General features: G+C 74.5%; 11 protein-coding genes. 3 read left to right on the plus strand and 8 right to left on the minus strand.

All coding sequences use genetic code 11. The features are described from left to right. The first annotated feature begins 6 nt into the window (after window positions 1-6). Together IF06_RS0102260 and IF06_RS0102265 are read left to right on the plus strand one after the other, a co-directional pair. A complete protein-coding gene (locus IF06_RS0102260) occupies window positions 7-447 on the plus strand; it encodes a ribonuclease domain-containing protein (RefSeq protein WP_013286706.1) in 441 nt (146 codons plus the stop codon). 60 nt (window positions 448-507) lie between these two features. Next, window positions 508-936, plus strand: coding sequence for a barstar family protein (locus tag IF06_RS0102265; RefSeq protein WP_030268612.1), 429 nt, complete (start codon window positions 508-510; stop codon window positions 934-936). Window positions 937-1,685: 749 nt separating this feature from the next. On the opposite strand, the gene IF06_RS0102270 is transcribed toward IF06_RS0102265, so the two are convergent. The 8 genes from IF06_RS0102270 to IF06_RS0102305 form a co-directional block, all read right to left on the minus strand. Next, the gene (locus tag IF06_RS0102270; RefSeq protein WP_030268615.1) at window positions 1,686-2,411 is read right to left on the minus strand and encodes an HD domain-containing protein; all 726 of its coding nucleotides are present in this window, start codon (window positions 2,409-2,411) and stop codon (window positions 1,686-1,688) included. A 7-nt stretch (window positions 2,412-2,418) separates the two neighbouring features. Further along, the gene (locus tag IF06_RS0102275) at window positions 2,419-2,877 is read right to left on the minus strand and encodes an ATP-binding protein (RefSeq protein ID WP_013476520.1); all 459 of its coding nucleotides are present in this window, start codon (window positions 2,875-2,877) and stop codon (window positions 2,419-2,421) included. A gap of 284 nt (window positions 2,878-3,161) precedes the next feature. Further along, window positions 3,162-4,505 carry a pectate lyase family protein gene (locus IF06_RS0102280; protein WP_030268617.1) on the minus strand — a complete coding sequence of 448 codons (1,344 nt, stop codon included), beginning with the start codon at window positions 4,503-4,505 and terminating at the stop codon, window positions 3,162-3,164. Window positions 4,506-4,534: 29 nt separating this feature from the next. Further along, window positions 4,535-5,701, minus strand: coding sequence for a Gfo/Idh/MocA family protein (locus IF06_RS0102285; RefSeq protein WP_030268619.1), 1,167 nt, complete (start codon window positions 5,699-5,701; stop codon window positions 4,535-4,537). A gap of 35 nt (window positions 5,702-5,736) precedes the next feature. Further along, window positions 5,737-7,221 carry a mannitol dehydrogenase family protein gene (locus IF06_RS0102290; RefSeq protein ID WP_030268621.1) on the minus strand — a complete coding sequence of 495 codons (1,485 nt, stop codon included), beginning with the start codon at window positions 7,219-7,221 and terminating at the stop codon, window positions 5,737-5,739. After that, the gene (locus tag IF06_RS0102295) at window positions 7,212-8,513 is read right to left on the minus strand and encodes an enolase C-terminal domain-like protein (RefSeq protein ID WP_013286700.1); all 1,302 of its coding nucleotides are present in this window, start codon (window positions 8,511-8,513) and stop codon (window positions 7,212-7,214) included. The genes IF06_RS0102290 and IF06_RS0102295 overlap by 10 nt, the downstream gene beginning before the upstream one ends. After that, the gene (uxaC, locus tag IF06_RS0102300; RefSeq protein WP_030268623.1) at window positions 8,510-9,943 is read right to left on the minus strand and encodes a glucuronate isomerase; all 1,434 of its coding nucleotides are present in this window, start codon (window positions 9,941-9,943) and stop codon (window positions 8,510-8,512) included. Before uxaC ends, IF06_RS0102295 begins: the two co-directional genes overlap by 4 nt. A gap of 16 nt (window positions 9,944-9,959) precedes the next feature. Next, complete coding sequence (locus IF06_RS0102305) at window positions 9,960-11,288, minus strand: Gfo/Idh/MocA family protein (protein WP_013286698.1); 1,329 nt, start codon at window positions 11,286-11,288, stop codon at window positions 9,960-9,962. 241 nt (window positions 11,289-11,529) lie between these two features. On the opposite strand from IF06_RS0102305, the gene IF06_RS0102310 reads away from it, so the two are divergent. Continuing rightward, the gene (locus tag IF06_RS0102310; RefSeq protein ID WP_030268624.1) at window positions 11,530-12,576 is read left to right on the plus strand and encodes a LacI family DNA-binding transcriptional regulator; all 1,047 of its coding nucleotides are present in this window, start codon (window positions 11,530-11,532) and stop codon (window positions 12,574-12,576) included. Window positions 12,577-12,616: the final 40 nt, after the last annotated feature.

Below are 12,616 nucleotides of genomic sequence, written 5' to 3' on the forward strand. Positions count from 1 at the left end.
GATCCCTTGACCCCGTTCCGTGCCGCCGTCACCCGCGTGCGCCGCGCCCTCGCCGCGTCCGCCCTGGTCACCGCCGTGGCCGCCGCGGCGCTCGTCGCACCGTCCACTGTCTCCACCCGCCTCGCCGAACCCGCCGCGGCCGCCGTCTACGGCTCCTGCACGCAGTCCCGCTGCGCCGACGCGCGCACCGCGCGGTCCGGCTGGTCCGCGAAGAGCTTCCCGACCAGCCGTGGCTGGTACTCGTGGAGCGGCGGCCAGTGCAACTTCGCCGGCGGCCGGTTCTACAACTACGAGGGTCAGCTGCCCGCCGGCGCCACCTACTACGAGTACGACGTCTACCCGCGCGCCTGCAACGCCTCCCGGGACGCGTACCGGATCGTGGTCAACAAGAGCACCGGGGCGACCTGGTTCTCGCCCGACCACTACGCCAACTTCTACCGGCTCTGAGCAGCTCGGCGCCGGCCGGGCCCGCTACGCCCGGTCGGCGCCGTCGGGAAAGGACGGATCATGGGCGCAGCGTCCCCGCAGCCGCCGGCCTGGCTCGTGTACGACGGCGCGCCGCCCGAGCCGGACGGGGTGCCGGTCTCCGGCGCGGCCAGCCGCACCCGCGCCGGGCTGCACGAGACGCTGGCCGGGTCACTGGCGCTGCCCGGCTGGTACGGCCGCAACTGGGACGCCCTCGCCGACGCGCTCGCAGACCGCCTCGACTCCGGTCCGCTGACGCTGGTCGTGACCGACGCGGCGGACCTGCTCGCCGACGAGCCGCCCGCCCAGCTCGGCACGCTGCTGGACGTGCTCGGCGCGGTCGCCGCCGGTGGGCACGAGACGCTGCGGGTGGTCCTGCGCGACGACCCGGACCGACTGCGCGCCCTGCGTGACCGCGTGGCCGCCGTGCTCGGCGGGCGGGTGGGCGCCCCGCCTCCCGCAACCGGCTGACCGGGTGCCGTTTCGCCGCCCCCTCCCCGAAGCGGCGACCTCGTGCGGTGAGCATGGCCGCCAGCTCGGCGAGCTGGCGGGGTCTGGTGGGTGGGGATGCGGCCACTTCCCCGTAATGGCGGGCCGGGTGCCAGTTCGGGGTGGTGGCGGGGGTCTGGTGGGTGGGGATGCGGCCACTTCGGGGAGGTGGTGGGCCGATCGCCAGTTCGGGGAGGTGGTGGGGTTCGGTGGGGAGGGATGCCGCCACTTCGCCGTAGTGGCGGGCCGGGCGCCAGTTCGGGGTGGTGGTGAGGTCCGGTCGGTGGGGATGCAGCCAATTCGGGGTGGTGGCTTGCGCGGTCGCCAGTTCGGGGAGTGGCGGGGTCCGCTGGGTGAGGTTGTCGCCACTTCGCCGTAGTGGCGAGCCGGGCGTCAGCCTGGGGAGTGGCGGGCCTGGTGGGTGGGGGATGCCGCCACTTCGCGGTGGTGGCGGGCCGGGCGCCAGTTCGGGGAGGTGGTGGGGTCTGGCGGGTGGGAATGCCGCCACCTCGGGGTGGTGGTGGGCCGGGTGCCACTTCGGGGAGGTGGTGGGCCGGGTGCCAGTTCGGGGAGGTGGTGAGGTCTGGTGGGTGGGGATGCGGCCACCTCGGGGTGGTGGTGGGCCGGGCGCCGGTTCGGGGAAGTGGCGAAGGTGAGGGTGAGTGCGAGCCGGGTGGTGAGGGCGCGGGTCGCGTCGGCGGCCTGGGCGGGACACGCCGGACCGGGTGGGGTCAGGCGGGCTGGTCGAGGATGGCGCTGAAGCGCTCCTCGGCCAGGTCCAGCTGGGCGAGGATGTGCTGCTTGACCGGTGCCGACAGCGGCGTGTCAGGCCGGGCGACCAGGTCGCGGAAGACCGGCACCAGCGGGCGGTACTTGGTGGCGGCGCGGGTCACCTTCGGACCGACCGTGTGGATCACGCCCACGCCGTTGTCGGTGAAGTCGGACACCTTGATCACGCGGGCCCAGGGTTCCCGTTCCAGGCTGGCCGCCACGTGCTCCCGGTACTGCTCGTCGCGGTCCCGCCCCGGGTCGTACGCCGGGTTGGTGACCGCCGCGACCAGCCGGGCGACCCGCGCGCCGAACCGGTCGGACAGCGCGTCGAGCGCCGCCGGCGTGGCGTCCGCTGCCGACTCGGTGTCGAGCCCTGCGAGTTCGGCGGGGTGGTCCTCGACCGCGTCGTGCAGCAGCCCGGCGACGATCACGTCCACGTCCCGCACCTGGTAGTGGTGCATCAGCCGGATCGCCACCCGCAGCAGGTGGTTGAGGTACGGCTCGCGTACCCGGCGGTCGTCGCGGTGCAGGTCGGCAGCCAGGTCGAGCGCCTCGGTCAGCCGGTCGCGGGCGGCCTCGTCGAACGCCTCGATCTCCAGCCGGAACCGGGCCAGCAGGCCGGGCTCACCGTGGATCTCGGTGATCGCGTGCATCGGCATGGTGGCGAGGTACGCGGGGAACTCCATGCGTCCCTTATAGCTGATCTTCGCTAGATCCGGCGTCCGCCGGGCCGCTCACGTCGCCGGTGAGGCGCTTGACCAGGCGTACGCAGGTGCCCTCCGGCGTGCCGACGATGGTGGCCTCGTCCATCACCCGCGCCATGATCAGCCGTCCCCGGCCGCGGTCGCCGGTGTCGTCGCCGTCGGCCGCGCGCCAGCCGCCCCGGTCGCGTACCTCGATCTCCAGCCGGTCGCCGCGCAGCTCGGCCCGCAGCGTGGTGATGCCCTCCCGGGCGAAGCGGTAGCCGTGCTCGATGGCGTTGGCGCACGCCTCACCGGTGGCGATGAGGACGGTGTCGACGTCCCACTCACTCACGCCCCGGGCGTGCAGCCAGCCGCGCAACCGTTCCCGGGTGGCGGCGAGCCGGGCCGGGTCGGCCGGCAGGTCGATGGTGAGGACCGGGCCGACGTCGCCGGATGTCCCACCCGTCACGTCCGGCCCTCCGTCCCGTGCCCGTCCCCGGACCTGGGCGCCCACTCGCGCTGTCACCGCCTGATTCTCACCCTGTTGTCCCCGGTGGCCGCCGATTCATTCCCCCGGCGGCGGTGTCCGTCAAACGTGATCATTGCGCATCGGGGGCGGCGTGTCAGCCGGCGGCCCGGCAGAGGCGGCAACGCGGCGGGCCGGCGACCCCCCGAGGGGACGCCGGCCCGGGACGAGCGGTCGCGGTTGCCCCGACGGCGTCGAGCTGGTGCGCGTGCGGGCTCGGGCGCAGGTCAGAGCGGCAGCCGCCCGGCGCCGGCCCAGGCGTCGACGACGAACGGGACCAGCGGGGCCGGCAGCGGCCGGGCGGCGCGCAGCGTGGGCGTCCACCCGGCGTCGCCGCCGAGGTCGGGGTCGTGGGCGGCGTTGTACGCGGCGCGCAGGTCCACCGGCCGGGGCAGGCGGTCACCCTGCCGGACCCAGCTGCCCCGCTCGGTGAGCGCGGTGCCGCCCCAGTCGTACAGCAGGTCGGCGGGGCCGGTGTCGCCGGTGAGCGTGAAGAAGTTGTTCTCCGCGTACAGCGCGGACTGCACGCCGACGCCGAGGGCGTACGCGAAGCCGGGCCCGCCGAGCCGGTAGTGGTTCTCGTGCACGTCGACCTGGCCGAACCGGACCCGGGGCAGGCGTTGCAGCGTGCCGTCGAACAGGTTGTGCCGCACGGTGACGTTGAGCCGGCCCACGTCCGGGCCGACCGTGTTCGACGAGCCGATGAGCATCACCTTGTCCCGGCCGGTGAACCGGTTCCAGGACACGGTGACCAGGCTGGCGGTGTGCGTGACGTCCACCGAGCCGTCGTGCACCTGCCAGGGCCGGCCGAAGTAGACGGGCTGCGCGCTGTCCGGGTTGTCGCCGTCGGTGAACGTGTTGTGGTCGATCCAGACGTGCTCGCTGCGGCGCACGGAGATCTGGTCGTACTGGGAGTTCCAGTTGCCGGTGTCGCCGTCGGCAGGGGACCAGGCCGGGAAGCAGTCCCGGGCGTCGGCGAACTCGATGTTGCGCACGATCACGTTGGCCACCCGGTCGATCATCAGCGTCAGGCCGGTGAGCCGCGCGCCGCGCAGCCCGACGATAGTGGTGTTCGAGCCGACGTTGATCTGCGTCTGCCGGGTCTGCTCGGCCACCGAACGCACCCGGGCGGCCTCCAGCGGTCCGCTCGGGTTGACCCGGCCCCAGGTCGCCGGGTCGTACGCGGCCAGGTAGGCGGGCAGCGAGTACTCCGGGTCGGCCAGGTCGGCGCAGTCCAGCAGGGTGCCGTCCGGTCCTTCGAAACCGTCGACTGTCCCGGCCACGTACACGATCTTGGGGGTGGCGTCGGCGGCGTTCGTGGCGTTGTCGCCGCCGAGCGCGGCGACCAGCTCGGCGCGGGTACGCACGACGTGTACCCGGTCCGGCGCGGCGGCCGACCCGCCGGTGGTGCCGGTGCCCGCGGCGGCCCAGCCGTCGTTCGCCGGGAGGGTCTGGCGGCCGATCAGCTCGGCGGCCCGGGACGGCTTACCAGGTGCGGCCGGCGCGGGCGCGGCGGTGGTGAGGACGAGCGCGGCGGCCAGCGCCGCGACGGCTGCGGTTCGGGTACGCATGACTCGTTTCCGTTCTCCTGGAGGGACATTCACTGCACGGGTAGATCCACCACATAGGGCTTGACCGCCCACGGCACGCCCGCCTCCGACGGCAGCGCACCGGTCTCCGCGGCGGTCCGCAGCACCGCGCCGACGCCCCGCACCATCCGCACCCGCTGCGGGCCGTCGCCCGCCTCGCGCACCAGGTCCCCGTCGAGCAGCGTCGGAACGGGTGCGTCCCGCAGCGCGTCCAGCACCGCGGTGAACGGCTCGGTGCGCGCCAGCGGCGCGATCAGCGGCGTGCCGTCGGTGCGGTGGTCGAGCAGGTTCGCCAGCAGCCCGCGGCGGCCGGGCACCGGGCGTGGCGCGTCGTCGCCGGGTAGCCGCAGCCGGTCGGTCGGGTACTCCAGCACCGCCCGGCCCCGCTCGCCGGTGACCAGCACCTCCCCGGGGACGTGTTCCTCGGCGGCGAGGGTGAGCGCGGCCAGCACCGGCGGCCCGGCGTGCGGGGTCAGCCGCAGCACACTGGTGTCGTCCACCTCGATCGGGCGGACGCGGTAGCGCTCCACTTCGATCCGGGCCGGGTGGACCGGCGCGCCGGTGACCGATTCGGCGACGGCGAGGCACTGCATCAGCGCGTGGGCGAGCGGGTTGGCGAGTGCGCCGTCCAGCGCCGGGCGGCCGTCGACCGACAGTCGCCCGGCCCAGGGGGAGCGGGCGTAGTAGGCGTCCGGGCGTTGCCAGGCGGCGAGCGTGGCGATGCCGGTGACCGGACCGAGCCGTCCGAGCGCGCCGGTCAGTTCGGTCAGCGCGGCCGAGCCGAGCGCCTGGAAGTTGACCTGCACGGCCCGGCCGGCCGCGGCGGCGGCTTCGGCGAGTGTCCGGTGTCCGGCCAGGTCGAGCACCGGCGGCTTCTCCAGCAGCAGGTCCGCCCCGGCGGCGAGTACGTCGAGCGCGATCGGCAGGTGGGTGTGCGGCGGTGTGCAGATCACCACCACGTCGGGCCGGGACTCGGCGAGCATGTCCCGGTGGTCGGTGAACACGCCGGTCTCCGGTGGGACCGGAGCCTCCGGTTCGTGCTCCAGCGGGCGCACGTCGACCAGCGCGACAAGGCGCGCACGCCCGGCCGCGTGCAGTTCGGCGATGGCCCGGCGGTGCCAGCGGCCGTGCCCGTTCGCCCCGATCAGCGCCACCCGCGGCGGGTCGTTGCCGCTCACCGGCGACCCCCGGCGGGTCGCCGCCCACCCGCCGGTCACCGGGCACCTGCCAGCGTGGCTCGGACGCCGTGGCGTTCCAGCGCGGTGAGCCAGCCGGTCACGTCGGCGCGGAACTCGTCGTCGGCGGCCAGGTCGGCGGGGAACACCTCGCGCAGTGCGAAGACCGCGTCCACCACCCCGGCCGGGGTGTGCGCTCCGGCGGCCAGCGCGGCGCGCAGCCGGTCCGCGAGCGGGTCGTCCAGCGGCAGCGGCCGCCCGTCGTCGGCGTACCCGAGCAGGAACCGCAGCCACGCGGCCACCACGAGCGCGCTCCACCGCGCCGACCGGCCCGCGGCCCGCAGGTCGGCGACGGTGTGCAGCACCCGCTGCGGCAGCTTCTGCGAGCCGTCCATGGCGACCTGCGTCGTCCGGTACCGGATCGCCGGGTTGCCGAAACGGGCCAGTACCTGCTCGCCGTAGTCGGCCACGTCGGCGCCGGGCGGTGGGGTGAAGCTCGGCGCGATCTCCTCGGCGAGCAGCCGCCGCAGCACCGCGTCCAGGTGCGGCAGCGTCAGCGCCTCGGCCACCGTCTCCGCGCCGGCGAGCGCACCGAGGTACGCGGTGGCGGAGTGCACGCCGTTGAGCGCCCGCAGTTTCAGCCGCTCCCACGGGCCGGCGTCGCCGGTGAGGATCGCGCCGGAGCGTTCCCAGGCCGGGCGGCCGCCGGGGAAGTCGTCCTCGATCACCCACTGCGACCACGGTTCGGCGGCGACCGCCGCGAGGTCGGTCACGCCCAGCGCCTGCCGGGCGGCGTCCCGGGTCTCGTCGGTGCTGGCCGGCACGATCCGGTCGACCATGGTGCCGGGGCAGGTGACCGCCGCCAGCACCCGCTCGGCTGTCGCGTCCGGCACCCGGGCCAGCGCGAGGCACTGCTCGACCAGACCGCGCAGCCGCCGCCCGTTGGCGGGCAGGTTGTCGCAGCTCACGAGCGCGATCGGCCCGGCGTCGGCGGCGGCGCGGGCGAGCAGCCCGCGGACCAGCAGACCCGGCACGGTACGCGGGGGACGGCCGGTGGTCAGGTCGGCGGTCAGGTCCGCGTCCACTGTCAGCGCGGCGGTCACCGGGTCCAGCCGGTACGCCTTCTCGGTCACCGTCAGCGTGACCACCCGGATCGCCGGGTCGGCGAGCAAACCGACCACCGCGTCCGGGTCGCTCGCGGCGTGCCGTACCCCGGCGAGCGCGCCGACCACCCGCGTGGCCGCGCCTTCGGCGGCGAGCGTGGTGACGCTGAACAGGCAGTCCTGCGCGTCGAGGGCCTCGACCACGTCGGTGCTGCGCGGCGCGACGCCGATGATGCCCCAGTCGCCGCCGGCCGCGCCGACCGCCGCCTCGGTGTGCACGGCCTGGTGGGCGCGGTGGAACGCGCCGAGACCGAGGTGGACGATGCCGGCCGGCACGGTGCCGGGGCGCACCAGCGGCCGGGACTCCGGCGGCAGGTGGCGCAGCGTGGCCAGGCCGAGCCGGTCGGGGGTCAGCGCCATGCCGGTCCCTCCGGGAAGCGGAACTCCGCGATCGACTCCGGGCGCATGGTGGCGCTGTAGCCGGGCGCTGTGGGCAGCAGGTAGCGCCCGCCCCGGGTGCGGACCGGGTCGGTGAAGTGTTCGTGCAGGTGGTCGACGTACTCGACCATCCGGCCGTCCAGGCTCGTGCCGACCCGCAGGTAGTCGAAGATCGCGAGGTGCTGCACGTACTCGCACAGGCCGACGCCGCCGGCGTGCGGGCACACCGGCACGCCGAACTTCGCGGCCAGCAGCAGTTCGGCGAGCACCTCGTCCACCCCGCCGACCCGGCAGGCGTCGACCTGCATGACGCCGATCGCCTCGGCCTGGAGCAGCTGCTTGAAGATCACCTTGTTGGCGGCGACCTCGCCGGTGGCGACCCGGCAGCGGCCGCCGGTCAGCTCGGTGACCGCGCGGGCGATCCGGGCGTGCCCCAGGACGTCGTCGGCGTGCGTGGGCTCCTCGATCCAGTACGGGTCGACCTCGGCGAGCACGCCCATCGCGGCGATCGCCTCGTCCACGTCCCACACCTGGTTGGCGTCCATCATGAGCAGCGCGTCCGGGCCGATCTCGGCCCGGATGATCCGGGCCCGCCGCAGGTCGTCCTCGATCCGCCCGCCGACCTTCATCTTCATCGCGCGCCACCCCTGCGCGTACGCGTCGCGGGTCAGCGCGCGCACCTGCTCGTCCGGGTAGCCGAGCCAGCCCACCGACGTGGTGTACGAGGGGAACCCGTCGCGTTCCAGCGCGGCGAGCCGGTCGGTGAGCCCGTCGCGTCCCTTGTCCAGGATGGCCGCCGCCTCGTCGGGGGTGAGCGCGTCGGTGATGTGGTGGAAGTCGACTGTCGCGACCAGTTCGTCGGTGGGCGCCTCGGCGAGGAACCGCCACATCGGCTTGCCGGCGAGCTTGGCGCGCAGGTCCCACACGGCGTTGACGAGCGCGCCGGTGGCCATGTGGATCACGCCCTTCTCCGGGCCGAGCCAGCGCAGTTGCACGTCGGCGGTGAGCGAGCGCCAGAACGCCACGGGTTCGGCGGCGATCTCGGCGACGGTGCGCCCCCGGACGTGGTGGGCGAGTGCGCGGACCGCCGCGCAGGTGATCTCGTTGCCCCGGCCGTTGGTGAACGTGAACCCGGTGCCGGTCGGCCCGCCGTCGGTCGTCAGCTCCACGTACGTGGCCGAGTAGTCGCCCCTGTTGATCGCGTCCGAGCCGTCGCCGCTGGCGGCGGTGGGGAAGCGCACGTCGTGCACCTCGACGTCGACGATTGTGGTCATGCGGGCCCACCTCCGAACTTGAAGACCTGCTTCGGCAGCCGGTACGCCAGGTCGACGATGGTCTCGGCGGCCTCGTCCTCGGTCAGCCGGTGCTCGGCGACGAGGCGGGCGAGGAATCCGGCGTCGACCCGGCGGGCCACGTCGTGGCGTACCGGGATGGAACAGAACGCGCGGGTGTCGTCGACGAACCCGGCGGTGTTGTAGAAGCCCGCGGTCTCGGTGACCGCCTCGCGGAACCGGCGCAGCACCTCGGGGGAGTCCAGGAACCACCAGGGCGCGCCGAGGAGCAGCGCCGCGTACCCGCCGGCGAGCGGGGCGAGTTCCCTGGTGAACGTGTCCTCGTCGAGCGTGTAGAGCACCACTGTGAGCCGGGGGTCGTTGCCGTGCGCGTCGAGCAGCGGCGCGAGGCCGTGCACGTACTCGGTGGCCTGCGGCACGTCGCCGCCCACGTCGCGGCCGTGCCGGGCGTGCAGCCAGCGGTTGTGGTTGCGGACCGCGCCGGGGTGCAGCTGCATGACCAGGCCGTCGTCGAGCGACATCCGGGCGAACTCCAGCAGCATGTGCGCCCGGAACGCCTCGGCGTCGGCGGCGTCGGCCAGGCCGCGCCGGCCCTTGTCGTACAGCGCCGCGGCCTGCGCGGGACTGAGATCGAGGGTACGGGCGGTGGGGTGCCCGTGGTCGGACGAGGTGGCCCCGGCGGCGGCGAACGCCTCCCGCCGTGCCCGCAGCGCGGCGAGGTATCCGGCGTACGTGCCGGTGTCCTCGCCGGAGACCTCGGCGAGCCGGTCCACGTTCGCGGCCCAGTTGTCGAACTCCATGTCCACCACGTCGTCGGGGCGGAACGTGGTGACCACCCGGCCGCCCGGCCCGCCCCAGCCGTCGGCGGCGAGCTTGGCGTGCCGGCCCAGGTCGTCCAGCGGTGACTCGGTGGTGGCGAGCACCTCGATGCCGAAGCGTTCGAACAGCGCCCGGGGCCGGAAGCCCGGCTCGGCCAGGCGCGCGGCGAGCGCGTCGTAGACGGCGTCGGCGGTGGCCGGGCTCAGCGGCGTGTCGACGCCGAACACGTGCCGGAACGTCTGCTCCAGCCACAGTCGCGACGGGGTGCCGCGGAACAGGTGCCAGTGCGCGGCGAAGCGCCGCCAGATGGTCCGCCCGTCGGTCTCCACCGGGCTGCCGTCGACGCTCGGCACGCCCAGGTCGGCCGGGGGTACGCCCTGGCTGAGCAGCATCCGGGTCAGGTAGTGGTCGGGCACGATGAGCAGCCGGGCCGGGTCGGGGAACGGCTGGTCCTCGGCCAGCAGCCCGGGGTCGACGTGCCCGTGCGGGGAGATGAGCGGCTGCTCGGCGGCGAGCGCGTACAGCTCGCGGGCCAGGGCGCGCAGCCCGGGCTCGGCGGGCAGCAGCAGGTCGCCGCGGGGGATGATCGGCACAGCGAGGGCTCCTCGGTCAGGGCAGGGTGAGCAGGTCGGCGACCCGGACGGGCGCGCCGGTCTCCAGCGAGCGGTTGGCGGCCAGGCCGGTGAGCAGGGCGAGTGCGCCGTCGCGGGCGGTGGCGGCCCGGCCGAGCGGGTCGGGTTCGCCGCCGAGCAGCACCCGGGTCATCCGGGCGTCCGCGCCGCCGTGCCCGCGCCGGGTCCAGCCCTCGACCGGGATCTCCTGCGGCGGCGCCCAGAACGGGCGCAGCGTGAGCCGGGCCGCGCCCTGCTCCACGGCGGCCTCGTCGCCGTGCAGCGCCGCGCCCTTGAGTGCACCGGCGACGGACGGGCTGACGTGGTCGCTCTCGGTCACCTCCAGTTCGAGGCGGCCCCGGCTGCCGTTGACCATGACCCGGTAGCCCTCCCAGGGGGCGTACGCGGTGAGGTGGTAGGTCATCGTGGCGCCGGTGTCGTAGCGGGCCAGCACCGCGAGGTCGTCCTCGATGGTCACGCCGGGGGCGAAGACGTTGCGGTCGCGGTGGTAGCCGTCCTCGGCCTCGGCGTCGAGGTACAGCTCGCGCAGCCTCGGGTGGTCGGCCAGGCGCAGCGCGAACGGGTCGCCGTCGGCGGCGGGGGAGCCGTGTGCCCGGTCGTAGTCGCGGGCGTAGCCGTGCCGGCGGCCATCCTCGCCGTAGAAGAACAGCCGGCCGTACGCGTGCACCTCGACCGGGCGGGCGTCCAGCCACCAGTTGACCAGGTCGAAGTGGTGGCCGGACTTGTGCACGAGCAGGCCGCCGGAGACGGACTTGTCCCGGTGCCAGCGGCGGAAGTAGTCGGCGCCGTGGCGCACGTCGAGCAGCCACTCGAAGTGCACCGACCCGATCTCGCCGACCGCGCCGTCGGCCAGCAGCCGCCGGAACTGCTCGTGCAGCGGGTTGTAGCGGTAGTTGAACGCGACGGTGACGCGCCGGCCGGTCTCGGCGACCGCGTCCAGGATGCGGCGGCACCGCTCCGCGTCGACGGTCATCGGCTTCTCCACGACCACGTCGCAGCCGGCCCGCAGCGCCGCCGTCACGTACTCGTCGTGGGTGGCGTCGACGCTGGTCACCAGCACCACGTCGACCCGCTCCTTGGCGAGCATGGCGGTGACGTCGGCGGCGGCGTACGTGGGCACCGGCGGGTGGCCCAGCTCGGCCAGCCAGCGGTTGTGGGCGTCCATCCGGATCTGGTTGACGTCGGCGAGCGCGACCAGCTCGGCGGTGTCGGCGTGGTCGAGCGCGAGGGCACGGACGAACATCTCGGCGCGTGCCCCGGCACCCACCAGGGCGTGGCGGACCCGTTTCCGGGCCGGTGGTGACATGACGTCGGCCTCCCCGGCAGTCGACTGCAAAGGTTTGCAGCCGAAGAAACCATGACGGTGGATGCGTCGTCAACGGTTGCCGCCCAACCCGCCCTATCCATCCGTATTGATGGGCATTCATGCACGTGGCGGGAACGCCGGCGCAATCGAGCCGCAACAATGGACCGTTGACACGGGCGCAACCGTTTGCATTAATGGGCGGCACCCGTGACGCCCACCACATCGGACGAGGGAGCCCGCCGTGCCAGCCACCATCCGGGACGTCGCCCGCGCCTCCGGTGTGCACATCTCCACCGTGTCCCGGACGTTCTCGGCCCCGCACCTGGTCAACCCGGAGACCCGGGTCCGGGTGCTGGCCTGCGCGGAGGACCTCGGCTACCGGCCCAACCGGGCCGCCCGGGCCCTCATCACCGGCCGTACGCACAACATCGGCCTGATCGTGGCCGACATCGCCAACCCGTTCTTCCCGCCGCTGATCAAGGCGGCGGAGGGGCAGGCCCGGCACCGCGACTACCACGTGTTCGTGGCCGACACCAACGAGGACCCGGTCGCCGAGGAGGACCTGGTCCACGCCCTGGCCAAGCAGGTCGACGGTGTGCTGCTGTGCAGCCCCCGGATGAGCAACAGCCTGATCGAGCAGGTCAGCCGCGAGGTCCCGGTGGTGGTGATAAACCGCCAGATCGCCGGCCTGCCCTGCGTGATGATGGACGTCGGGCAGGGCGCCCGGGCCGCGATCGAGCACCTGCTCGGGCTCGGTCACCGCCGGATCGCGCTGCTCGGCGGCCCGCGCGGCTCCTGGACCGCCCGGGAGATGCGCCGCGCCGCGACCGCCGCCGCCCGGGGCGGGGGAGCGGAACTGACAGTCCTCGGACCCAACCAGCCCACCGAGACCGGCGGCGGCGCGCTCGCCGAGCAGGTACGCCGCAGCGGCGTCACCGCCGTGCTCGCCTACAACGACCTGATGGCGATCGGCCTGATCGAAGGGCTGGACGCGATCGGGGCGCGGGTGCCGCACGACGTGAGCGTCGTCGGCGTCGACGACATCGCGCTGAGCCGGCTCACCCGCCCCAAGTTGACGACGGTGGCCACGCCGACCGCGGCCGCCGGCCGGACGGCCGTCGACATGCTGCTGCAACTCGACTCCGACGCGCCACGCGGCGCCCGGGGCCGGGGCGCGGCGGCCGGCGACCGTCGCACCACCGCACAGGTAATGCTCCAGACCGAACTGGTCGTCCGCGACTCGACCGGGCCCGTCCCCGCGCCCGGCCGGGACTGCACCGGAGCCTGAGCAGGTGGCCCGGGCCCGCACAGCCTTGCGGACCCGGGCG

It is taken from the genome of Micromonospora globosa (assembly GCF_000717585.1).
Lineage (GTDB): Bacteria > Actinomycetota > Actinomycetes > Mycobacteriales > Micromonosporaceae > Micromonospora > Micromonospora aurantiaca.